This window comes from Sphingomicrobium sediminis (assembly GCF_023805295.1).
GTDB lineage: Bacteria > Pseudomonadota > Alphaproteobacteria > Sphingomonadales > Sphingomonadaceae > Sphingomicrobium > Sphingomicrobium sediminis.
In genome coordinates, this window is sequence record NZ_JAMSHT010000001.1 from 1,730,440 (window position 1) to 1,752,480 (window position 22,041).

General features: G+C 64.3%; 21 protein-coding genes. 5 read left to right on the forward strand and 16 right to left on the reverse strand.

Translation table 11 applies throughout. The features are described 5' to 3' along the window. The first annotated feature begins 59 nt into the window (after positions 1–59). From NDO55_RS08945 to NDO55_RS08960, 4 genes are all read left to right on the forward strand, one after another. Entirely contained in the window at positions 60–2,099 is a 2,040-nt protein-coding gene (locus tag NDO55_RS08945; protein WP_252114454.1) for a S46 family peptidase, read from the forward strand. A 143-nt stretch (positions 2,100–2,242) separates the two neighbouring features. Further along, positions 2,243–2,656: a GtrA family protein gene (locus NDO55_RS08950; RefSeq protein WP_252114455.1), complete on the forward strand. Its 414-nt coding sequence runs from the start codon at positions 2,243–2,245 to the stop codon at positions 2,654–2,656. Further along, on the forward strand, positions 2,653–3,615 hold the full coding sequence (locus NDO55_RS08955; protein WP_252114456.1) for a glycosyltransferase family 2 protein: 963 nt from the start codon (positions 2,653–2,655) through the stop codon (positions 3,613–3,615). Before NDO55_RS08950 ends, NDO55_RS08955 begins: the two co-directional genes overlap by 4 nt. Positions 3,616–3,619: 4 nt before the next feature. Continuing rightward, a complete protein-coding gene (locus tag NDO55_RS08960; RefSeq protein WP_252114458.1) occupies positions 3,620–4,348 on the forward strand; it encodes a class I SAM-dependent methyltransferase in 729 nt (242 codons plus the stop codon). Here the strand turns inward: NDO55_RS08960 and NDO55_RS08965 are convergent. Together NDO55_RS08965 and NDO55_RS08970 are read right to left on the reverse strand one after the other, a co-directional pair. Further along, a complete protein-coding gene (locus NDO55_RS08965) occupies positions 4,345–5,877 on the reverse strand; it encodes a hypothetical protein (protein WP_252114460.1) in 1,533 nt (510 codons plus the stop codon). The genes NDO55_RS08960 and NDO55_RS08965 overlap by 4 nt on opposite strands. After that, complete coding sequence (locus NDO55_RS08970) at positions 5,874–7,106, reverse strand: SAM-dependent methyltransferase (RefSeq protein ID WP_252114462.1); 1,233 nt, start codon at positions 7,104–7,106, stop codon at positions 5,874–5,876. The genes NDO55_RS08965 and NDO55_RS08970 overlap by 4 nt, the downstream gene beginning before the upstream one ends. Positions 7,107–7,204: 98 nt before the next feature. On the opposite strand from NDO55_RS08970, the gene NDO55_RS08975 reads away from it, so the two are divergent. Then, complete coding sequence (locus tag NDO55_RS08975; RefSeq protein ID WP_252114464.1) at positions 7,205–8,455, forward strand: DUF418 domain-containing protein; 1,251 nt, start codon at positions 7,205–7,207, stop codon at positions 8,453–8,455. Here NDO55_RS08975 and rlmN read toward each other — a convergent pair. The 14 genes from rlmN to NDO55_RS09045 all read right to left on the reverse strand — a co-directional run bounded on the left by rlmN (position 8,443) and on the right by NDO55_RS09045 (position 22,041). Next, positions 8,443–9,642, reverse strand: a complete 1,200-nt coding sequence (gene rlmN / locus NDO55_RS08980; RefSeq protein ID WP_252114466.1) for a dual-specificity RNA methyltransferase RlmN — start codon at positions 9,640–9,642, stop codon at positions 8,443–8,445. The two genes, NDO55_RS08975 and rlmN, sit on opposite strands and share 13 nt — an antisense overlap. 42 nt (positions 9,643–9,684) lie before the next feature. Next, positions 9,685–10,152, reverse strand: a complete 468-nt coding sequence (locus tag NDO55_RS08985) for a hypothetical protein (protein WP_252114468.1) — start codon at positions 10,150–10,152, stop codon at positions 9,685–9,687. Further along, complete coding sequence (locus NDO55_RS08990; protein WP_252114470.1) at positions 10,137–10,601, reverse strand: A24 family peptidase; 465 nt, start codon at positions 10,599–10,601, stop codon at positions 10,137–10,139. Before NDO55_RS08990 ends, NDO55_RS08985 begins: the two co-directional genes overlap by 16 nt. Continuing rightward, positions 10,601–11,410, reverse strand: a complete 810-nt coding sequence (locus NDO55_RS08995; protein WP_252114472.1) for a tetratricopeptide repeat protein — start codon at positions 11,408–11,410, stop codon at positions 10,601–10,603. The genes NDO55_RS08990 and NDO55_RS08995 overlap by 1 nt, the downstream gene beginning before the upstream one ends. Before the next feature lie 3 nt (positions 11,411–11,413). Then, positions 11,414–12,736, reverse strand: coding sequence for a hypothetical protein (locus tag NDO55_RS09000; protein WP_252114474.1), 1,323 nt, complete (start codon positions 12,734–12,736; stop codon positions 11,414–11,416). Between the two features lie 15 nt (positions 12,737–12,751). Then, positions 12,752–13,726, reverse strand: coding sequence for a type II secretion system F family protein (locus NDO55_RS09005; RefSeq protein WP_252114476.1), 975 nt, complete (start codon positions 13,724–13,726; stop codon positions 12,752–12,754). 4 nt (positions 13,727–13,730) lie between these two features. Then, on the reverse strand, positions 13,731–14,729 hold the full coding sequence (locus NDO55_RS09010) for a type II secretion system F family protein (protein ID WP_252114478.1): 999 nt from the start codon (positions 14,727–14,729) through the stop codon (positions 13,731–13,733). Further along, positions 14,729–16,036: a TadA family conjugal transfer-associated ATPase gene (locus tag NDO55_RS09015; protein ID WP_341869982.1), complete on the reverse strand. Its 1,308-nt coding sequence runs from the start codon at positions 16,034–16,036 to the stop codon at positions 14,729–14,731. Before NDO55_RS09015 ends, NDO55_RS09010 begins: the two co-directional genes overlap by 1 nt. A 122-nt stretch (positions 16,037–16,158) precedes the next feature. Then, on the reverse strand, positions 16,159–17,364 hold the full coding sequence (locus NDO55_RS09020; protein ID WP_252114482.1) for a CpaE/TadZ family protein: 1,206 nt from the start codon (positions 17,362–17,364) through the stop codon (positions 16,159–16,161). Positions 17,365–17,375: 11 nt separating this feature from the next. Continuing rightward, entirely contained in the window at positions 17,376–17,993 is a 618-nt protein-coding gene (locus NDO55_RS09025) for a TadE/TadG family type IV pilus assembly protein (protein ID WP_252114483.1), read from the reverse strand. Continuing rightward, positions 17,990–18,514, reverse strand: coding sequence for a TadE/TadG family type IV pilus assembly protein (locus tag NDO55_RS09030; RefSeq protein ID WP_279639098.1), 525 nt, complete (start codon positions 18,512–18,514; stop codon positions 17,990–17,992). The genes NDO55_RS09025 and NDO55_RS09030 overlap by 4 nt, the downstream gene beginning before the upstream one ends. Before the next feature lie 2 nt (positions 18,515–18,516). Then, the gene (locus NDO55_RS09035; protein ID WP_252114485.1) at positions 18,517–20,235 is read right to left on the reverse strand and encodes a pilus assembly protein TadG-related protein; all 1,719 of its coding nucleotides are present in this window, start codon (positions 20,233–20,235) and stop codon (positions 18,517–18,519) included. 32 nt (positions 20,236–20,267) lie between these two features. Next, positions 20,268–20,516 carry a hypothetical protein gene (locus NDO55_RS09040; protein WP_252114486.1) on the reverse strand — a complete coding sequence of 83 codons (249 nt, stop codon included), beginning with the start codon at positions 20,514–20,516 and terminating at the stop codon, positions 20,268–20,270. After that, positions 20,506–22,041, reverse strand: coding sequence for a type II and III secretion system protein family protein (locus NDO55_RS09045; RefSeq protein ID WP_252114487.1), 1,536 nt, complete (start codon positions 22,039–22,041; stop codon positions 20,506–20,508). The genes NDO55_RS09040 and NDO55_RS09045 overlap by 11 nt, the downstream gene beginning before the upstream one ends.

Genomic DNA, 22,041 nt, shown 5'->3' on the forward strand with positions numbered 1-22,041 from the left:
CTTGCCAGCCGGTGCCGGGTTGGCGCATCTAACGCGCACACAGTTTCAGGAGAGTGAAAATGCGCACCCGTTCCCTTTTGCTTGCCGCCAGCGCGGCCATCCTCATGTCCGGCGGAGCCAAGGCCGACGAAGGGATGTGGACCTTCGATGCCTTCCCGCGCGAGCGGATGATGGCCGCTTATGGCTGGGCCCCCGACCAGGAATGGCTCGACACGGTGCGCGAGGGCGCCGTGCGCCTCAATGGCTGCTCGGCGAGCTTCGTCTCGGACAACGGCCTCATCCTCACCAACCATCACTGCATCTCGTCCTGCCTCGCCGCGATCAGCAATGACGATAACGACTATCTCGCCAACGGCTTCAACGTGGCGACGATGGAAGAGGAAATCGTCTGCCCCGGCCAGCGCGCCGATATCGTCACTTCAATCGCCGACGTCACCGACGAGGTGAAGGGCGCGATTGCCGGGCTGGAAGGCGACGAAGCCGTCGCTGCGCAGCGCGCCATCACCGCCTCGCTGACCGGCACCGATGCCTGCACGGCAGAAGGCTATAGCTGCCAAGTCGTCAGCCTCTACAATGGTGGCCAGTACAGCCTCTACACCTATCGTCGCTACGACGAGGTCCGCATCGCTTGGGCACCCGAGGCGCAGGCCGCGCAGTTCGGCGGCGATCCCGACAACTTCAACTTCCCGCGCTACAGCATGGATGGCGCCTTCCTGCGCGCCTATGAAAATGGCGAGGCGGCCGTGACGCCCAACCACCTGACCTGGAACCCGCGCTCGCCGCAGGATGGCGAGATCACGCTCGTCGTCGGCAATCCGGGCTCGACCCAGCGCCTGCTGACGGTCGCCCAGCTCGAATATATTCGCGACGTGCAGCTGCCGCGCCAGATCGCCACCCTGTCGGAATTGCGCGGTCGCCTGATCAGCGCGATGGACGAGGATGAAGAACGCACCCGCGAGGGCAACGACACGCTCGGCAGCATCGAGAACAGCCTCAAGGTCCAGTTCGGCCGCCAGCGCGCGCTCACCAACATGGATTTCTTCCAGACGCTGATCGACGCCGAGGAGGAATTGAAGGCAGAAGTCGCCGGCAATGACGAGATTGGCGATCCGTGGACCGAGATCGACGAAGCCCTCGACTATGCCCGCGCCAACAATTTGCGCGCCGTCTATGACAGCCCCTCGGGCACGCTCTACGGCTACGCTCAGACCATCGTCGCGGCCAATATGGAAATGGCCAAGCCCGCCGAGGAGCGTGATCCGGGCTTCGGCGAGGCCACCATGGGCCGCATCGCCGCGCAGCTCGGGCAGGAGCGCACCATCCACCTGTGGCTCGACGAGCTGCTGATGGAATGGTCGCTCAGCAAGGCGCGCGAATATCTCGGCACCGACGATCCGCAGACCAAGACGCTGCTCGGCGACGAAAGCCCCGAGGGCCTTTCCGAGCGCCTCGTGCGCAACACCTCTCTCACCGATCCGGCGGCGCGCGTCGCGTTGCTCGAAGGCGGGCTCGAAGCGCTCCAGGCGTCCGAAGATCCGATGATCCAATATGCCTTGCGCCTCTATCCGCAGGTGGAGCGGATCGGCGATGAGTTCGCGACCAACTATTCGAGCAAGCTGACCGACCCGGCCGCGCGTCTCGCAGATGCACGTTTCGCCGCTTATGGCGACAGCCTTTATCCGGACGCCACCTTCACGCTGCGCATCAACTATGGCGTCGTGAAGTCGTGGGAAGAGCGGGGCGAGATGGTCCCGACAACCACCACCATCGCCGGCACCTATGACCGCGCGACGGGCAACATCCCCTACGACCTGCCGAGCCAGTTCATCGAGAAGGAAGACCAGATCGACAAGTCGACCGTCTACAATTTCGTCTCGACCAACGACATTATCGGCGGCAATTCGGGTTCGCCCGTGCTCGATCGCAACGGCACCGTGATCGGTGCCGCGTTCGACGGCAATATCTACGTGACCGGCGGCAGCTTCGGTTATGATGCGGCCAACAATCGCATGATCACCGTCTCGACCGCCGCGCTGCAGGAGGCGCTCGAAGTCATCTACCCCGCTCCGCGCATCGTCGCGGAGCTCGCCGCCGACTGATCGGCAGCGAAAAAGCGGAAAAAGGAGGCCCCGGCAGGCAATGTCGGGGCCTTTTCTTTACGCGCTGTTTACCATGAGGGTGCCAAAGTCGCCCCGAACCGACTAGTTTGAGAATTCGGGGGAAACGGCCAATGGTGGCGGCGATGCGAAAGACGTGGGAAGCGCTGGAACCGGGGCAACGCGAAGTTGCCGTCCAGGTGCTGCGCTATGCGGTGGCCGGTTTCGGCATCACCGCGGCCTTCAGCCTCGCCTACTGGATCGTCGCGCATTGGGTCGATCCGAATGTCAGCCTCGCCATCGTCTTCATCGTCTTCAATTTCGTCAGCTACCTGATCCACGGGCGATTCAGCTTTCGCGGACATGGCGCCCGCGACAATCCCGGCAAGCGCAATGCGCGCTTCCTCACCGTCAACCTAGCCGGTTTCGCGCTCAATCAGTTCTGGGTCTGGCTGCTGGTCAAGGAACTGGGCGGCGAAACCTGGTGGCCGACCATCCCATTCCTGTTCGTCACGCCATGGCTGACCTTCGCACTGCATCGCAAATGGGTGTACGCATGAACATCATGAGTGAAATCCAGACCCCTGAACTGACATTGGTCCTGCCGGTCAAGGATGAGGAGGAAGCGATCCCCGCTTTCCTCTCCGCCATGATCCCGATGCTGGAGAAGCTCGACGATCCGGTCGCCAAGAGCTTCGAGATCCTGTTCGTCGACGATGGGTCGAGCGATGGCACGATGCGTGTCCTGCGCGAGGCCAACCAGCGCGACCCGCGTGTCCGCGCCCTCTCGCTGTCGCGCAATTTCGGCAAGGAAGCCGCATTGACCGCCGGTATCGACCATGCACGCGGGAAGGCCGTCATTCCCTATGACGTCGACATGCAGGACCCGCCGAGCGCGATCCCGCCGATGATCGCCAAGTGGCGCGAGGGCCATGACGTCGTTGTCGGCGTGCGCGACAATCGCGAGACGGACGGCTTCCTGAAGCGCGCCAGCGCGAGCGCCTATTATCGCACCCACAATGCGCTGTCGAAGGACAAGATTCCCGAGCATGCGGGCGATTTCCGCCTGCTCGACCGCAAGGTGGTCGATGTCATCAAGACGATGCCCGAGCGCAACCGCTTCATGAAGGGGCTGTTCGGCTGGGCCGGGTTCAATACCGCAACGGTCAGCTATCGCCGCGAAGAACGCGAAACAGGTACCAGCAAGTTCGGCTTCTGGAAGCTGTGGACGCTGGCGCTGGACGGCATCACGTCGGCCTCGACCGTGCCGCTGCGCGTCTGGTCCTATGTCGGCGGGCTCGTCGCCCTCGGCACGCTCGTCTACGCCGCCTTCATCATCATCCAGACGATCATCACCGGCGTCGATGTCCCCGGCTATGCCAGCCTCATGGTCGCCGTGCTGTTCTTGGGATCGATCCAGCTGATCAGCCTCGGCATTCTCGGCGAATATGTCGGCCGTATCCTCACCGAAACCAAGCAGCGCCCGCTCTATATCGTGCGCGAAGAATTGGGAGAATAACCCCATGGACCGCGCCGTCTTCGACCGCATGGCCGAAACCGACCAGGAGCATTGGTGGTTCGAGGCCCGCCGCGAGATTCTCGACACCTTCCTCGCCCGCAAGGCCGACCTGCCCAAGGATGCCCGTATCCTCGAAGTCGGCGCGGGAACCGGACATAATTTCCCGGTGCTGGAGAAATATGGCCGCGTCGATGCAGTCGAGCTGGACGCCCCCGCCCGCGCGCTGGCGACCCAGCGCCTCGGCCGCGACGTACTCGACGCCGCTTTGCCTGAGTTGGCCGGCATTGCCGATGCCTCCTACGACCTCGTTGCCCTGCTCGACGTCCTCGAACATGTCGAGGATGACCGCGCTGCGTTTGCCGGGCTCGCCCGCGTCATGCGCCCGGGCGGCAAGCTCATGCTTACCGTGCCCGCCTATCAGTGGATGTGGTCGAAGCATGACGAGGCGCACCATCATTTCCGTCGCTATACGCGCGAAAACCTGACCAGCCTCGCTGCCGAGCAGGGCTGGAAGACGCGCCATGCGACCTATTTCAACAGCCACCTCTTCCCGCCGATCGCGGCCGCGCGCATTCTCGGCAAGATGACCGGCAGCGAGAGCGCGGACGACGCCGTCCCGCCGGCACCGGTCAACGGCCTGCTGCGCTTCGTTTTCGGGGCCGAACGCGCCTGGGTCGGGCGACTGCCCATGCCCTTCGGCGTCTCGATCCTCGCCTTGCTCGAACGCGCCTAGTCGCCGATCCGGTAGAGCTTCGCGCCCTCGCTTTCGCGCAGCAGCTCGAACTCACGTTCATATTCGGGCAGCAGCGGCGCATCGACCAGCCACAGATAGTCGAAATGCTCGCGCGGGAAGTTCGCCATCGTCTCGGTAAAAAGCGGCATGTAAAGCGGTCCGCAATCGGGCAGGCGTGATAGCTGCGACGGGTCGCGGCCCCAATCCTTGGGGATGCCCGGCTTGAATTCCAGCGGGCTGGCATTGCCCAGCGGCCACAAATTGTTCGCAAATCCGCGATTGTCGGCAATGTGATAGCCGCCCAGATGCACCGTCCGCCGTAGCACCCACTGGTCGAAACATTGCGTCGGCCCGTGCAGCATGAAGACGCGGCTGCCGGGCTCAAGGCCCTCGACCACCTCGAGCCGCTGCTGGATCGCCGCGTCCCAGCGCATCGAATGGACGGTCACGGTGCCGACCCGCATCAGCCCGAAGACGAGCGAGAGCAGCGCGATAACCAATGCGCCGCGCGGGCTGGTCGGCGCGAAGGCAAGGATGATCAGCCCGAACAGCACTGGCGTCATGCGCATGTCGGCATAGGCCGAGCCGACGACGGTCCCGGGCATCGCGATGAAGGCAGCAAAGGTGACGAGGAAGGCGGCAAGCAGCGGCTTGGCCGTCCACTTGAAGTCCTTGAGGAAGATGGCGAGCCCGACCAGCCCGAACATCGGGACGAGCGGCAGCAAGTCGAGCATCCGGTCGCTTTCGCGTAGCGTGCCGAGCACGAAGCTCGTCTTGAAGCGCCAGTCGAACATGAAGCCGGTAAAGGCATCCTCGCCATCGCGGCCCAGCGTCCAGCCGATGAGGTGGAGGAAAGGCAGCATGAGCGGCCAGCAGCCAAGTCCCGCGCGGAACGCCGAGGAGGCCAGCCCCTCACCCAGCCCACGCCGTCGCACCCATTCCGCACCGAAAGCGGCAAGGCCCAGCAGACCCCAGCCAAACGCATGCGCGATATAAACGACCAACCCGGCGGGCAGCATGACGAGCGCGCGCTGTCTGAACCTCCCCTCGCGCCCCAGCCGGATCCACCAGGCCAGCACGAACATGCCGAGCGCGATGCTCAGGCAATAATTGACGAAGCCGAAGATGAAGGGGTGCGAGAAAGCGAGGACGAGGATGAAGCCCATGGTCGGCGGCACGCGCCCGCCACTGGCTTCCTTCGAGAGCATCCAGAAACCCGCGATGAAGAGCGGCGGGATGCTCATGACGACGATGGCGATGGCCGGTTTCAGCCCGATGATCGGTGCGAGCAAGGCAACGAGGATGTCGACGCCAAGATTGCCCGCCAGCTTCCAGCGATAATCGAAAAATTCGGCAAGCCCCGGCAGCGCGCCATCATCCTGCGCGACTGCATAGCGCGCCATATGGCCCGGCAAGTCGACCATCGGCGGCAGCGAGGTGAACAGGAACGGGACGAGGCTCAGCGCCAGCAGGGCGACGAGATAGGCCCTGCTCTCCCACCAGCCGGGCTTGGCATTGTCGATGCTCACGCGCGTTCCGCGTCGCGCTGGCGATAGAGCTTTTCGGTCTCCGCCATATAATCCCGGGTGATGGGCAGCGCGCGGCGGTCCTTCACATATTGGACCTGGTAGTTGCAGGCGCCGCCATCCTCGAACATCACCACCCCGCCGGCGAGATAATAGAGCCAGAGCCGGTAGAAGCGCTCGTCATGCATCCGCACGATCTCGGCCTCGTTTGCTTCGGTATGGGCGAGCCAGTGGCGCAGCGTATGCGCATAATGGAGCCGCAGCGTTTCGACATCGCTGCTGATCAACCGCGCTTTCTCCGAGGCCTCGACCATCTGAGACAGGGACGGGATGTGATAGCCCGGAAAGATATATTTGTCGGTGAACGGGTCGGGGCCCGAAGCTTGGCCAAACTTGCCGATCGTGTGGAGCAACATCACCCCGTCATCCTTCAGGAGGCGTCGGCAGGTGGTGTAGAATTCGTCATAATGCGCTTCGCCGACATGTTCGAACATGCCGACCGAGACGATCCGATCATAGGTGCCGGTGAGCGAGCGATAGTCGGTGAGTTCGAAGCGCACATGCTCCGAAACGCCGGCTTTCTGCGCAGCCTTGCGGGCATAGTCCAGTTGTTCGACCGACAAGGTGACACCGGTCACCTTCACGCCCGCGACGCGGTGCAAGTAGATCGCCATCCCGCCCCAGCCCGACCCGATGTCGAGCACATGATCGCCTTCGCGCAAATACAGCTTGGCCGCGATATGGGCGAGCTTGTCGGCCTGAATCTTCTCCAGGTCAGCCCCCTCGTCGGTGACATAGCCGCAGCTATATTGGCGCCGCTCGTCGAGGAAGAGCGCATAGAGATCGTTGCCGAGATCGTAGTGATGCGCGACATTCTTGCGGCTGGTCACCGGGTTGTTGCGGCGTAGCCAGCGTTGCGCTTTCTTCAACGCATTGGACCGCGCGATAAAGGTCGCGCCCAGCCCGCCATCCTCCCAGCGATTGGATTTCTGGACGATTTCCAGCAAGTCGAGGATCGATCCGTCCTCGATGATCAGCCGCCCGTCCATGAAGGTCTCGCCAAGCGCAAGTCGCGGATTGCGCGCCAGTTCGCCAAGCACGCCATTGTCGACCAGTCGCACAGAGAGCGAACGCTCGCCCGTGCCCAGCGTCTCCTCCGACCCGTCGGGTTTCACCAACCGGATCGTCCCGCTGGTGAGGTGTTTGTCGGCAAGCTTCTTCAACAACGACATGTGCGCTTGTCCCCCGTGATGATCTCACCCTTCTGGCAAGCCCTTAGCAATGGCGCAACGACTTGCTTTATGTTAGCCAAACGTCGGGGGACAGACATATGGCAGACGAACTTCGTAGTGGCGTTGCACCCGTAACTTCGGCCGAGCGGATCGGCGAACTCGACGCGCTACGCGGCTTCGCGCTGCTCGGCGTGTTGCTGGCCAATCTTGGCTGGTGGACCTTCTCCGGCTTTACCTCCATTCCCGAACAACGCGACCTGTGGATGTCCGATGACGCCAACAGGACCGCGATCCTGCTGCTGAACTGGCTGGTCAGCGACAAGGCCAACACCTTGTTCGGCGTGCTGTTCGGGATTGGCTTCTGGGTGATGTACGAACGGCTGAAGGCCAAAGGCGGCGACTTCAATCGCATTTACCTGCGGCGGCTCGGCATCCTCTTCATCTTCGGCTGGGCCCACATGCTCTTCTTCTGGCCGTGGGACATTCTCCACATGTACGCGACCATGGGGTTTGCGCTGTTCGCGCTGCGCGGCCTGTCGATGCGCGCGATGATCGGTATCGGTCTGACGCTCGCCGTCTTCGCACGCCCGACCGTCGAACTCATCCGCAAATATACTGGCGTCGAGGAGAGTATCGGCGGGATCGTCTGGACGCCCGAGGCGCAGGCCGCCCGGCAGGAGGCTGTGCTCGGCAACGATTATGGCGCCTGGTTCAACGAATATTGGACGATGGCAACGCAGGATTACATCTTGAGCGGCGTGTTCATCGGCTGGTGGCTCTATGTGCTCGGCCGCTTCCTCGTCGGTGCCTGGATCGCGCGACAGGGCTGGCTGCAGCGCACGACCGAACTCCTGCCGCAGATCCGCAAGCTGTGCTTGATCGCCTTGCCCACCGGGCTGGCACTGGAAGCGCTCTATACCGCGATCGAATTCGAGTTTCTTGCTGCTCCGCTGCCGGTCGCCAAGGCGATCCATGCCACGGGCGTGCCGATCCTCGACCTCGGCTATGCCTGCGGCATCATCCTACTATTCAATTCGAAGAGTTGGTCATTCCTTGCCAAGCTGTTCGCGCCGGTGGGGCGGATGGCGCTCACCAATTACGTGACGCAGAGCTTCCTCTATTTCTTCCTCATCACCGGGGTCGGGCCGGGGCTCGCGCAGGCTGGCAAGCTCGCACCGTCCGAGACGCTTCCGATCTGCTTCGCCTTCTTCGCGGCGCAGGTCGTCTTCAGCCATTTCTGGCTCAAGGCCTATCGCTATGGCCCGCTGGAATGGATGTGGCGCGCGCTCACCTATGGCGAGGTACCCGCGATGCGGCGGAAGAAAGAGAAGGCGGCTCAGCCCGCCTGATTCTCGGCCGCTTCACGGTCGCGCTGGGCGCGTGACTTCTTCTCCGCGGCCGTCTTCAGCTGCCCGCAGGCCGCGTCGATGTCGCGGCCGCGCGGGGTGCGCACGGGCGCGGAAATGCCGGCTTCGAAGACGATATCGCTGAACGCCTTGATCCGCTCGGGCGTCGAACATTCATATTCGGCGCCTTCCCACGGGTTGAAAGGGATGAGGTTCACCTTGGCGGGCAGGTCGAATTTCTTGAGCAGGCGAACCAGCTCGCGCGCATCCTCGTCGCTGTCATTCTTGTCCTTGAGCATGACATATTCGAACGTGATGCGACGCGCATTGTTGGCGCCCGGATAGTCGGCACAGGCCTGCAGCAATTCCTCGATGCCGTATTTCTTGTTCAAGGGCACGATCTCGTCGCGCACTTCCTTGGTCACTGCATGGAGCGAGACGGCGAGATTCACGCCGATCTCGTCGCCGCATTTCTCCATCATCGGCACGACGCCCGAGGTCGACAAAGTGATGCGGCGCTTCGACAGGCCCAGCCCGTCGCCATCCATGACGATGGTCAGCGCCTGTTTGACATTGTCGAAATTGTAGAGCGGCTCGCCCATGCCCATCATCACGATGTTGGTGAGCATGCGGCCTTCCGGGCGGCTCGGCCATTCGCCGAGCGCATCGCGCGCCAGCATGACCTGCCCGACAATCTCGTAAGGCTCGAGGTTGCGCACCAGCCGCATCGTGCCGGTGTGACAGAAACGGCAATTGAGCGTGCAGCCGACCTGGCTCGACACGCAGAGAGTCCCGCGATCGGCATCGGGGATGAAGACCATCTCGAAATCATGGCCGTCATGCGTGCGCAGCAGCCATTTGCGCGTGCCGTCGGTCGACACCTGCGCCTCGACCACTTCGGGGCGACGGATGGTGAAGCGCTCCATCAGCCAGGGCTTCTGCGCCTTGGCGATGTCGGTCATTTCTTCGAACGAGGTCGCGCCGCGATTGTAAATCCAGTGCCAGATCTGCTTGCCGCGCAGCTTGGCCTGCTTCTCCGCCATGCCGGCCTCGAGCAGGGCTGCGCGCAGCTCGTCCTTGTTTAGGCCGACAAGGTTGCGCTTGCCGTCCACGTCGGGCGCGGGGGCACGGCCCGTGGGCACGGGATCGATATTGCCGGCAATCGGCATCAGGGGGGTGTCAGCGCTCATGATTGGGCGCCATCTAGTTGTTGAGACAAGATTTTTCCAGCCCTAATCGGCACAGCCGGCCGCTGCGGCGTCGATCGCGGCGGGCACACCACCCAGCGGATAATAGTCTGTGAAGCGCGTGCCGGTGCGGTCGCGCGCGGTCACCCGCATCTTGGTCGCGCTGCGCAGCGCCTCCATGATGTCGATCGCTTGGGCATCGCCCGAATAGGCATTGCGCCCCGTCCCCTCGAGCACGAAGGGCACATCGTCGATGACCAGCATCACCCGCGCCTGCGTCGGCAGGAGGCGACGCATGTTGATGTGGACATAGGGGTTTTCGCCCGCCTCGAAGATGAAGCGCATCATCGGCTGGCGTTCCTGCTGGCTGTCCGGCAGCACGCGCCAGGCCCGGCCTCGCGCCTCGCAGCGCCCGTCATTGGTGCGAAACGCCGCCCAGCGTTGATCCCCGCCCAGATAGGTCGGCGCGTCCTGGACCAGCAGCGCGAGCGCGAAGGCTAGATGCGATACCATAGCCCCGTCCCGACCGCGCCGATGGCGATCGCCACCCCATAGGGAATGAGGCGGCTTTTCTTGGATTTACCGCGGAAGGCCATGCGGACCATCAGCATGACGATCGTCACCAGGCCGCCGACCAGGAAGGTCACAACGACCATGCGCAGCCCCGACATCAGCCCGAACCAGAGCGCGACGGCGGCGAGCAGTTTGACATCTCCCCCGCCGACCCAGCCACGCCCGAAGCTGAAGGTGCCGAGGACGAGGACGGCGACGAACAGCGCCGCATTCTGCCACAGCTCGGCCGAAAAGCCTTCGAGCACCACCGCGACGATCGCGCCGATGATCAGCGCCAGCGGCAAGAGGTTGGAAATCTTGCGCGCCATCAGGTCCTGCGCGGCGGCGATGAAGAGGATCACCGCATAGGCGATGAAAAGCCAGTCGGGTGCCGTCTCGATCAGCGTCATTATTGCCCCTGTATCCGTTGGAGATTGGCTGCGGCGCGTTCGTAATAATCGCTACGGGCTTCGATGGCGCGGGTAAAGGCTGCGAGCGCACGCTGCCGTTCGCCGCGCAGCGCCGCGACGACTCCGGCATCGTTAAGCCGCGCCGCATAAGCCTCGCGCGTTTCGCCATCGCCGCGCACCGGCAGGTTGCCGGCCAGCGCCATCTCGACCAGTTGGAGGTTGGCCGCGATCCGCGCATGATTGGGGTCGAGACGGTTGGCAGCGCGCAGGAAAGCGAGCGCTTCGGCCCAATCCCCCTGCAGCATCCGCGAAAAACCGGCATTGTTAAGCAATCGCGCGTCCGAAGGCTCGATCGCCAGCGCGCGCGTATAAGCTGCATTGGCGATGGCGAAGCGGCCGCGCCGGTCCGCTGCCACGCCGCGCAAATTCCACACTCGCCAGTCGGCCGCGACCTCGCCATCCATCAGCGCCTCGTCGAGCAATCGCGCCGCCTCGTCATTCTGGCCCAGCATCACTGCGGCCCGGCCCGCGCGCGCCTTGACCATGGGATCGTCCAGGCCGCCCGCCATCAGCGTGCGGTACATAGCCAGCGCGCGCCCGGCATTGCCCTCGGCCAGTTCGATATCGGCAGTCAGGCGGTCGCGCTCGGCAGGTGCCAATCCAAAACGGACGGCCTCGGTCAGCATCAAACGCGCCTGCTGGGTGCGCCCCTGCGACAAGGCATGGTCGGCTTCGGCGAGCCAGCGCTGCGGGTCTTCGGCAGGTTGGGCGACAGCGATCAACGCCGCCATCGCAAGTGACAGGTTCATGCCCTAGCAGCCACCCACTGCACGGCCGCGCATGTCGCCGCCCAGATGGACGGTGAGCCGCGCAACGGGGCCGCGCTGGACGATGGCGCGCACGCCCAGGCGCGCTGCCATCAGCCCGGCCGCGGCTTCCTCGCCTGCGGGATAGAGGATGACGGTGAGGCTGCGATGCTCGGTGGCATCGTGCAGGTCGAGATCGTCGATGCCGCACTGGAGCGCCATGTCATGGGCACGCTCGGTGAGGCTCATCGCCGCGGCGATGGGTGCGGGCGCGGTGACGTTCGACGGCGCCACGCTCGATTCCATCGCCATCAGGAGCTGGACCGGCGGACGCGGGACGCGCGGCGCGACGAGGCGGACCGGCGGCGCGGAAATCGTGCTGGCCGGGACGTCGCTCGGCACCTCGACGCTGACCCTGGCCGCCATCGGCAGCGGGGCAAGCATCTCGATCTGGCTTTCGCGTTCACGGCCCGAAAGGTCGATCGGCGCCGCAGTGTTGGCGAGCGTGATGACCGGCGGGCGGTAATCTGGGCGCGGTACCGGCGGTGCGCGGAAGGCCTCGGCCACGGCTGCGTCGCGTTGCGGCGCGGCTTGGGCCATGACGGGTGCCGGCGTCACGCGCAGCATGACTTCGCCGGCGTTGAGCCGCTCGAGCCGGGTCGGCGCGTTGGAATTGTTCTCCATGCGCAGCGCCGCAAAGGCCGGCGCATCTTCATCGCGCGGCACCGGCGGCGGCGCGTATGGGCGCGGCGCCAGCGGCGTCGGGGCAGCCAGCTTTGCAGTGACGGTCTGGCCCCGGGCAATCTCGCCCGTCGGGATTTCCAGCGCCGTCTTGGCAACGGGGGTGGGGTTATAGGGTGCGGGCGGTGCGGTTGCGGCAGCAACGGCAACCTCGAGCTCCTCGCTCGCGATCATGCCGGCTTCGCGCGCGTCGGCCTCGGCATAGAGACTGCGCGCCGCGTCCATCTTGCCCTGGCGCTGCTTCGATGCAGCGAAGGCGCGATAAAGGTCGGCTTCCTGCGGCGCGAGCGCCAGCGCATTCTCGTAATGATTGCCCGACAGGTCGAAGCGACCCATGCGGTCATAGGCAGCGGCAAGCCCGCGATGCGCGGCGACGCTGTCCGGCTGGCTGCGCAGCGCCTTGCGATAGCTTTCGATGGCAAGGCCGACATTGCCGAGGCGCAAATGCCCTTCGGCTTCGGCAAGGCGGTCGGAAACCGCGAGATCGGCGCTCGAGACGCCGCGATCTATGGCGCGGACTTCGACGCCGGGCGAAGCACAGGCCGCGGTCATCGCCAACGGCAGGATCAGCATTGCCTGTTTCATCATGTCCCCCCTCAAATCCTAGCCGAGCGCCGGAATAACGGTGCGGATGGCGCGGATGACGGCGGGCACCATGAGCACCCCGACCATCACCGGCAGCATACACCCGACCAGCGGCATCGACAAAAGCACCGGCAGGCGGTGCGCGCGTTCTTCCGCACGCATCCGCCGTTTTTCGCGCATTTCCGCGGCGTAGACGCGCAGTGTCGCGGCGACCGAGCTGCCCAGCTTCTGGCTCTGGATTAGCAGGGTCGAGAAGGCGCGGATCTCGTCGACACCGGCGCGGTCGGCGAGTCGGCGCAGCGCATCTTCGCGGCTGCGCCCGGCCCGCATTTCCAGCACCACCGAGGCGAACTGGTGGGCGAGCAGCGGGTGAGAATGCATCATTTCCATGCCGACACGGTCGAAGGCGGTCTCGAGCCCGAGGCCGGCCTCGACGCAGACCAGCATGAGGTCCAGCGCATCCGGAAAACCGTTGACCATCTCTTCTTGGCGTCGGTCGACCTTCACCTGCAAAAGCAGGCCCGGAATGACGTAGCCAAACAGCGCCGAAATCACGACGACGAAATAGAGTCCGACAAGCCCCATCTCGCTGCCAGTGATGAACACCCACAGGACGAGGAAAAGCGGCAAGCCGAAGGTCGCGAGGATACGGATAAGGTTGAAGATGCGCGGGGCAGACGGGCTGTCATAGCCGGCCGCAACCATCTTGCGACGCAGCCCTTCGTTCTTCGTGTCGACGAGGTTGATGCCGGCTTTCTCGAGCCTGTTGACGGCATCGACCCACGCGCCACGATTTTCCTCGCCGCGAAGACGGGTAGAACGCGGCGTGCCCACGCCGACGCTGCCGCCGGTTTCTTCAGCCAGGCGCGAGCGCACCTCGCGCCGTTCGCCAAGCCGCGAGGCAATGAGGATCGTGACGATCACGACCGCGATAAAGACGAGTGCGAGGACGGCGATCCGCGCGGCATTGCTGTCGACGAGTGAGTCCAACATCCCCCTACACCTTCAGATCGATAAGCTTGCGGATCCACATGATCCCGATGACCCACATGAGCACGAGCACCCCGAAGCTCGGCACGAAGGCGGCATCGTCGGCGACTTCCAGGAAGAAGGCCGGGTTGCCGATGAACACGATGGTGAGCGCAAGGAGCGGCAGCAGCGACAGCATCACCGCGGTCATGCGCCCTTCCGAGGACAGCGCCCGCACCTTCATGAAGAGCGCGTGGCGGTCGCGGATCACCTTGGAGAGATTGTCGAGGATCTCGGCGAGGTTGCCGCCGGTTTCGTTCTGTACCGAGAGGCTGACCACGAACATGCGGATATCGTCGACATCCCAGCGTTCGGCCATCTCCTCGAGCGCATCGCGAAGGTCCGCGCCATAGGTGACCTCATCGACAACGAGGCCGAATTCGGAGCCGATCGGGTCGGGCATTTCGACCGTCAGCAGTTCGAGCGCCGCCGACACCGGATGACCGGCGCGCAGGCCGCGCACGAAGATGTCGAGCGCGACTGGAAACTGCGTCTCCAGCTTCTTGCGGCGACTTTCCGCGCGCATGTTGATGATCGCCGTCGGCAACAGCACGCCGAACACCGCGCCCAGCACCGCGAACAGGAAGATGCGCCCCGTCGTCAGGATGCCGCCCATCAACAGGTTGATGAGCAGGAAGATGACGAACAGAACCAGCGGCAGCGAGACCAAAGTCACGATGAGCTGGCCATTGCTCTGCGTCACGCCCGCCTGGACCAGACGGCGGTGAAGATTTTCGCCCCATTTGCCGAGGAAGCCCGGCAGGAAGGTCTTGCCGTCGAAATCCCCGCGCCGCAGCCGCAACATCGTTTCCTCGCGGCCCACGCCGCTCTCGATCATGCCGAGGCGGCGGTTGATGGCATCACCCTGGCGGCGCGAGTTGATCACGGCATTGGCGATGACGCCGGCAATGATCATCACCGCGGCGGTGATGGTGATGAGGATGAGGAGGCGGGGAAGGATATCCATCAGTCGAATTTCCGATCTGGACGGAAGAGTTCGGCGGACAGGTCGATCCCGCGCGCTTCGAGTTCGTCGGCGAAGCGCGGGCGAATGCCGGTCGCTTCGAACACGCCGTCAATGGTGCCGTCGGCATTGCGGCCCTTGCGGCGGAAGCGGAAAATTTCCTGCATGGTCACGACTTCGCCTTCCATGCCGGTGATTTCCGACAGGCTGGTGAGGCGACGGCGGCCATCGGGCAGGCGGGCGATCTGGAGCACCACATTGACCGCCGAGGCGATCTGCGCACGCGCCGCCTTGGCCGGCATGTCGATCCCGGCCATGCCGATCATCTGCTCGACACGCGCCAACGCATCGCGCGGCGTGTTGGCGTGAATGGTGGTCATCGAGCCTTCGTGACCAGTATTCATCGCCTGCAGCATGTCGAACGCCTCCCCGGCGCGGACTTCGCCGACGATGATGCGGTCAGGACGCATACGCAGCGCGTTCTTGACGAGATCGCGCATCGCCACCTCGCCCTTGCCCTCGACGTTGGGCGGACGCGTTTCGAGGCGCGCGACATGATCCTGCTGCAGCTGCAGTTCGGCCGAGTCCTCGATCGTCACGATGCGTTCTTCGGTGCCGATAAAGGCCGACATGGCGTTGAGCATGGTCGTCTTACCCGAACCGGTACCACCCGAGATGAGGACGTTGCGGCGGGCCTCGACCACGGCGCGCAGCACTTCGGCCACGGCATCGGGGATCGAGCCGATCTCGACCAGGCGGTCGAGGCTGATCGGTACCTTCGCAAACTTACGAATGGAAAGCAGCGAGCCGTCCAGCGCCAGCGGCGGCACCACTGCATTAACGCGGCTGCCGTCGGAAAGTCGGGCATCGACCATCGGCGAGGATTCATCGATGCGGCGACCAACCGCGCTGACGATCTTCTGGATGATGCGCAGCAAGTGACGCTCATCCTTGAACTTGACCGGCGACTGTTCGAGCGTGCCGAACCGTTCGACGAAGATATTGTCGTGGCCGTTGACCAGGATATCGGTGATCGAATTGTCCTTGAGCAGCGGCTCTAGCGGGCCGAGGCCCAGCAGCTCGTCGAGCACATCGTCCGTCAGCTGCTTGCGTTCGTTGGCGTTGAGCGCGCGGCTCTTCTTGGCCAGCTCCTCGGCGATGATGTCGCCGACCTCGTCCGCCACCTGCTCGCGGCTCATGGAATCGAGTGCGGCCAAGTTGATCTGGTCGAGCAGGCTCTGGTGCAGCTCGACCTTCAGTTCGTTATGGACGTCCTGCTTGGCGAAGGCACCGGCATCGCCGACGCTCATCAGCTTGCGCTGTTCCTCGCGCTCGCGCTCCTGCTCGTGGGTATCGACCTCGACCACATCCTGGTGGTTCTCGGTGACCTCCTCGGCTTCTTCCTCCTTGGGACGCTTGATCTGGAACATGCTCATCGCTCTAACCCCAATCGTGTTGCTACCGCTTCCTCGAGGGCAGCGAGATCCTTGTTGAGCGCGCCCTTGCGGCGGACTTCGGCCACCGGCACGCCCTGTTCGATCGCAGCACTCATGGTCGCGTGATCATTGGCCAGAGTGTAGGACACAGGCCGACCCAGCACACGCTCGGCATCTTCGCGTGTCACGTTACGGAACAGGCCTTTCTCGAACCGGTTGACCGCGATTCGCACGTCGAGGTGCGACAGGTCCTGTTGCGACAGGAGGTCGAGCTGACGCTTGGCGCGGTGCAGGCTGGCGATCGACAATTCGCAGACCATCAGGACAAGGTCCGAACGCGCCAAGAGCGACAGCGACCAGTCCGTCCAGTTGGTCGGCAAGTCGATGAAAACACTGCCATATTCGCGCATCGCGACATCGACGATCTGGAGCGCCTGGTCGACATCCAAAGCATCGAGCCGGGTAATTTCCTGCGGCGCGGCGATGATGTGCAGACCCGACGGGTGCGGCGCTGCGACCGTGCGCAGCATGTCGCCATCGAGGCGACCGCCGGCGGCGAGCAAGTCGTCGATGCCGAGCTTGGGACGCAGCCCCAGCTGGAAAGCGGCATCGCCGAACTGGATATCGAAATCGATGAGGCAGGCTTCGCGGCCGACCTTGCCTTCCGAAGCGGCAAAATGACTCGCCACCTGGCCGAGCAAGGCCGTAGCGCCGACACCGCCTTCGGACTTGATCATGGTCACCAGTTTTGCCGGACGCGTGCCGACACGGCGCACGCGCTTGGCCATCTGGTCATGGATCGGCTGCAGCGAGGTGTTGAGCTCCTCAAGGTCGAGCGGCAGCGGAATGACGTCATGGGCGCCCGCGCGGACCAGCGCGCGAACGAAGCCGAGATTGGGATCGAAGGCCGCGGCGAGAAGCGGCGTGTCGCTGGCTTCGGCCAGCGCCGCAAAGGTCTCGACGGCGCGCTCGTCTTCCTCGTCGACCTGGATGATGGCGGCGGCCGCGCCCGACAGGTCGTGCGGCTCGATCATGTCGCCCTGGCGGGTGACGACGAGCTGCAGCGGCAGTCCGGCAGCCTCACGGCCGGCCAGCGCACCCGCATCACCATCGGCGACGTCGAGGAAGAGTAGGACCGGCGGACGCGAATCGGACGGCTTCCATCCGGTGTCCTTGCGATCATTGGAGTTGATCATGGTCATACGCTCATCTTTCAATTCGAAACTGCGCCATTGAGGTCTTCGGCGGTCAGCGAGGTCTGCAGTCCGGGAAGGGTGATCGTTCCGAGACCGAAAAAGCTGATCGGGCGGAACTGGAGATTTTCGATCGCCACCGTGACGTCGGGCGACAGATCGGGGCCGTTGGGATCGCCGGCATAGCCGAGCCCGGAGCCCGAATAGCGGACCCGCACCTGGCCATCCTCGATCGGCGCATAAATCTGCTGCATCCGGTCGACGATCACGTTCCAGGCGGCGGTGTCATAGGTGCCGAGCGTAGGGCACGGTGCCGTGGTGCAGGTGCAAGTGGTGCTGGTGCAGGTGACCAGCCCAAGCGCGCCGCGCGGGATGCGGTCTCCCTGGGTGAGTGCCGGGTTGGTCCCGACGACGGTGTTGAGATAGCTGGCAGTGAAGAGCCCCGGCGCGACCGGCTTGGTCACGACCGCAGTACGAACGCCGACCTGCGTCGCTTTCTTCGCCTCGTTCATTTCGAACATGGCGCGGCCGACATCGACGATGCCCAGCAGGAAGAAGAGCAGGATCGGCAGGACCAGCGCGAATTCCGCCGCACTCGCCCCGCTCGTTGCGCGCCAGAGATTGCGAAGCTGCTTCATAGTCCCACCACCGCGGCCTGCTGGTCCGCATTGAGGAAAAGGTTGAGCTCGCCAAAGCCGAGCAGCGCGCCGACCAGTCCCTGATAGGGTACGCGCGCGCGCACGGTGACGACCGGGGCCCCGCCCGTATTGTTGCGATAGAGGCCTTCCATATTCTGGCCGCCGGCTGCGGTGACGCAGGCATGGGAAACGGTGATCGATGCACCCGAGGCTCCCCAATTGGGCAGGAGATCGACCGCATTGGTGTCGGGCTCGCCCTTGCGCACGATATTCTGCGTATCGGTCACGACCGTCGCATTGGTCGCGCTGCCACAGGGAAAGTTGCTGAAGCCCTGCCGCGCTGCATAGCGTGCACCTTCGCGCACGGATTCGGTCAGCCGATGGCCGCTATAGAAATAATTGCCGAGCTCGAGCGACCCGAACATGAGCAGCAGCAGCAGCGGGATGACGAGCGCCATTTCCACGGCAGCAGCACCGCTTCGTTCGCGTTGGAGACGCTTGAGAGACCCGAGCAACCGCATCCCTACCTCAACAGCAACGGCGTATCGCGGCGGATGACCTGCGCGCTCTGCACATCATTGCCGCCCGCATCGACTTCACGGATCGGCTCGACATAGAGATCGCTCGCCGCCGTGCGGTCACGGTTGAGCGAGGGCTGGACGATGAAGACTTCGACCCACTTCTCGACCGGCACGCCCTTTTCCTTGCCGTTCACGCCCTGCGCTTCGCAGTTGATGACGGCGACGGCCGTGACACGGCGATCGAGACGGGTTGCGGTAGGCGCAAGGCCGGCTGCGCATTTCGGTTCGGCGAAATTGTACAGCGGGCCGCCCGAATTGCCCGGTCCACCACCCGTGGACGTCTGGTAGCTGGCCCGCAGCGTCGCATCAGAAGCTTCCCAGAGATAGATCTGGTAGCGCGAGATGTTCGGCAGATAGCTGGCAAGCTCCAATGCAGAGGTGCCGTTGATCCCGTCGGCATCGGCCGCCCCCGAATTGGTGACGAACGTGCGGAGGCTAGGGATAAGCTTCCAGTCACCGCCCGTCTGCGCGGCGGTCAGCGCGGCATGGTTGACCTCGAAATACATGTCGCGGTCCCAGTTGCCGTCGCCAAAGCGCCTAGAGATTTCGGTCGTACCGCAATCGCCATCGACACTGATCGCATGACAGATGTCGCGCGGATGGCCCATGCTGCTGGGATTGGTCGCCATGGTCCGGGTCGTCGGATCCGGCAGATAGGGACGCACCGGCTTTTGCCAAGGATCGTTGCCCGTCTCGAGCCCGCAATTGGGTCCGCTATTGCCGTTGCCGGTGCTCGGCGTGGTCGGGAAGGCGGTATGCACCACATCCTTGCGCGCATTGATGCCCGGGCTGCAATTGCCGGTGCTTTCCGCGCAGCTATTGGTGAGGCCGTTCTCGTAAATGTCGAAGCGCGTATTGATCGCATCGGTGACACTGGTCTGCAGACCGGTCTTGGTGGTCACGCCGCTCAGCCCGAAGCACGGCCCAGGCGGGGTATTCGCGCCCAATGCATATTCGAGCACATTCGCGCCCGGGCCCAGCCCGGTTTCGAGATAGCCAAAATTGCCCGGCTTCCACGCGCCGCCGGTCGATCCGCCCTGCACAAGGCGCAGCCCCTTGCCGATATAGTTGGCGACATTGAAATCCAGATTGGTCGAGGTCTCGTCCGGATTGCACATCATCAATGGCGGGACCTTGCAGACGGCGGACTGCAGGCTGGCGGTGGCCGACGCATTAATGTCGCCGCTGCCGAACGAGCCGACCAGCGGGGTCAGCGCGAAGTCGAGCCGGCGCGCGGTGACGTTGATCTCGACCACATTGGCATTGTCGTCGGCATCCGACGCCGCGCCATAGGCATCGGTCGTGTTGTTGTAGCTCTGGTAGAAGCGCACCGCACCGGTCGCGTCACAGGCACTCTCGCCAGTGGTCGCGACGGCAATATTGAGGCCCGCACCATCGTTCGAGAAACGGGTCTCGTTCTGGATCAGCGCAGCGGCTGCCGCGGCAGCACGCGCGCAGGCACCGGCACGACCATCGAGCTGCGAGGCAGCGGCCAGTGCGGCCTGGTCAGCGGCATTCTGGAGCTCGGTATCGAGCGTCGCCATGCGCGCATAATCGAAGGCGATGCCGCCGGCACCGATGAGGACGAACAAGGACAAGCCGACCGTCGGTGCGACAGCGGCATTGGTGTCACGCCAGAGGCTGCGAGTTCGTCCTTTCATCGTTCATCACCCTTTCTTTCGGTTCGACGCCCTTATTGCGGGGTCGAACTGGTCTGGCGGGCCGGCTGCTTGACGCTATCGGTGCGATAGCGCTCCGCGGCGGCGGCGGCCTTGTTGCCGTCGGCGCCCGGCTTGGCATCATCTTCGTCATAGACCGGGTCGGGATTCACCATTTGCGCAGCCTGCGCGTAGGTGACGGTTTCGCCGAAACCCGGATCGACGGGGGCGCATGCCGGAGCGACGAGCAGGGCAGCGGCCGGAATGATCAGCTTAATACGCATGGCCATAATCTCCTTCGAGCGTGGCGGGGTCGACATTGGCCATGCCCCCGCTGGTCGCGGGCGCTTCACCACCGCCCTGGCCGGGCGCATAATCGGTCGGCGTCTGGCCGATCGGATACCAGCTCGGTACCGGCTCGCCCTCACCGGGCAGCTGCACCGGTGCGACGCCGCTGTCGGTCTTGCCGAGCAGGAACAGGTCGATCTCGTCGGGCGGCGTCACGCGATCGGTCGGCAGCGGCAGCGAGCCGCCACGTACCGGATTGACGAGACGCGGGGTCACCACGATCAGCAATTCGGTCTCTTCGCGCTGGAAGCTGGTCGAGCGGAAGAGCGTACCGATGATCGGCAGCGAGCCGAGGATCGGGAACTGGTTCACCGTGTCCGAGAAATCGGTCCGCAGCAGGCCGGCCAGTGCGAAGCTCTCGCCATCGCGCAGTTCGACCACGGTCGAAGCGCGGCGGGTCTGGAGGCCCGGCACGGTGAGGCCGTTGACGGTCACCGAGGCCGACGGGTCGATCGAGCTGACTTCGGGCTCGACGACAAGGTTGATGACCCCGTCGGCGAGCACGGTCGGGGTGAAGCCGAGGCTCACGCCGAACGACTTGAATTCGACCGAGATGGCGTTGCCGCCACCATCGCCCGTGCCGCCACCCTGCGACACCGGGATCGGGAATTCGCCGCCCGCGAGGAAGTTGGCGGTCTCGCCCGACAGCGCGACGAGCGTCGGCTCGGCCAGCGTCTGCACCGCACCCTTGCGCTCGAGCGCATCGAGCGTGGCCGCAAAGTTGAGGCCCAGCGCGCTGAAGCTTTCGGTCAGTACGCCGAAGCTGTCGGCGATCGAGCTCAGCTGGACGACACCCTGGCCGTCATCGTCCGGGAAAATGGCGGCGCCTTCGCCGACCGCACCCGAGAAGCTGCCATTCGGTCCGTCATTCACGAAGAAGCCGAGGCCGATATCCTTGAGCGCCGTACGCTTGATTTCGGAGAAGCGCACTTCGAGCATGACCTGCTGCGAAGAGCCGATCGACATCATGTTGATGACACGGCCCGCGCCATAGGCCTCGGCCAGCTGCATCGCCCGGTCGGCGGCAACCGACGAGGAGACGATGCCTTCGAGGACGATCGCATCGTTGAGCATGCGCGCGCCGACCTGGTCACCGGGCATGAGATCGCTCAGCTGCTGCTTTAAGGAGCTGATGTCGGGGCCGACCATGATGTCGACCACGGCGATCAGATTGTCGTTTTCATCATAGAGCGTGAGGCTGGTCGTGCCGGTCGACTGGCCGAGGATGTAGATGGCCGTGTCGGACAGCGGCAGGACATCGGCAATCTCGCTATTGCCGACCAGCGCACGGGCATAGGGCCGCTCGACCCGGAGCACCTGGCTCTTGTTGAGCGGTACCTGCATTTCGCCGGCATGCGCGCCATAGGCCTCGCCGACCATCTGCGCTGCGGCGGGAGCCGGCACGAAGGCGGCTCCCGTCATCAAGACCGCCAGACCGGCGGCAAGCATCCCCTTGCCCAT

Bases quoted from the DNA above. Each gene is read 5' to 3' on its own strand.
- NDO55_RS08945 (WP_252114454.1), top strand. From the start codon at position 60: ATGCGCACCCGTTCCCTTTTGCTTGCCGCCAGCGCGGCCATCCTCATG.
- NDO55_RS08950 (WP_252114455.1), top strand. From the start codon at position 2,243: ATGCGAAAGACGTGGGAAGCGCTGGAACCGGGGCAACGCGAAGTTGCC.
- NDO55_RS08955 (WP_252114456.1), top strand. From the start codon at position 2,653: ATGAACATCATGAGTGAAATCCAGACCCCTGAACTGACATTGGTCCTG.
- NDO55_RS08960 (WP_252114458.1), top strand. From the start codon at position 3,620: ATGGACCGCGCCGTCTTCGACCGCATGGCCGAAACCGACCAGGAGCAT.
- NDO55_RS08970 (WP_252114462.1), bottom strand. From the start codon at position 7,106: ATGTCGTTGTTGAAGAAGCTTGCCGACAAACACCTCACCAGCGGGACG.
- NDO55_RS08975 (WP_252114464.1), top strand. From the start codon at position 7,205: ATGGCAGACGAACTTCGTAGTGGCGTTGCACCCGTAACTTCGGCCGAG.
- rlmN (WP_252114466.1), bottom strand. From the start codon at position 9,642: ATGAGCGCTGACACCCCCCTGATGCCGATTGCCGGCAATATCGATCCC.
- NDO55_RS08985 (WP_252114468.1), bottom strand. From the start codon at position 10,152: ATGGTATCGCATCTAGCCTTCGCGCTCGCGCTGCTGGTCCAGGACGCG.
- NDO55_RS08990 (WP_252114470.1), bottom strand. From the start codon at position 10,601: ATGACGCTGATCGAGACGGCACCCGACTGGCTTTTCATCGCCTATGCG.
- NDO55_RS08995 (WP_252114472.1), bottom strand. From the start codon at position 11,410: ATGAACCTGTCACTTGCGATGGCGGCGTTGATCGCTGTCGCCCAACCT.
- NDO55_RS09000 (WP_252114474.1), bottom strand. From the start codon at position 12,736: ATGATGAAACAGGCAATGCTGATCCTGCCGTTGGCGATGACCGCGGCC.
- NDO55_RS09005 (WP_252114476.1), bottom strand. From the start codon at position 13,726: ATGTTGGACTCACTCGTCGACAGCAATGCCGCGCGGATCGCCGTCCTC.
- NDO55_RS09010 (WP_252114478.1), bottom strand. From the start codon at position 14,729: ATGGATATCCTTCCCCGCCTCCTCATCCTCATCACCATCACCGCCGCG.
- NDO55_RS09015 (WP_341869982.1), bottom strand. From the start codon at position 16,036: ATGAGCGTCGGCGATGCCGGTGCCTTCGCCAAGCAGGACGTCCATAAC.
- NDO55_RS09020 (WP_252114482.1), bottom strand. From the start codon at position 17,364: ATGACCATGATCAACTCCAATGATCGCAAGGACACCGGATGGAAGCCG.
- NDO55_RS09025 (WP_252114483.1), bottom strand. From the start codon at position 17,993: ATGAAGCAGCTTCGCAATCTCTGGCGCGCAACGAGCGGGGCGAGTGCG.
- NDO55_RS09030 (WP_279639098.1), bottom strand. From the start codon at position 18,514: ATGCGGTTGCTCGGGTCTCTCAAGCGTCTCCAACGCGAACGAAGCGGT.
- NDO55_RS09035 (WP_252114485.1), bottom strand. From the start codon at position 20,235: ATGAAAGGACGAACTCGCAGCCTCTGGCGTGACACCAATGCCGCTGTC.
- NDO55_RS09040 (WP_252114486.1), bottom strand. From the start codon at position 20,516: ATGCGTATTAAGCTGATCATTCCGGCCGCTGCCCTGCTCGTCGCTCCG.
- NDO55_RS09045 (WP_252114487.1), bottom strand. From the start codon at position 22,041: ATGGGCAAGGGGATGCTTGCCGCCGGTCTGGCGGTCTTGATGACGGGA.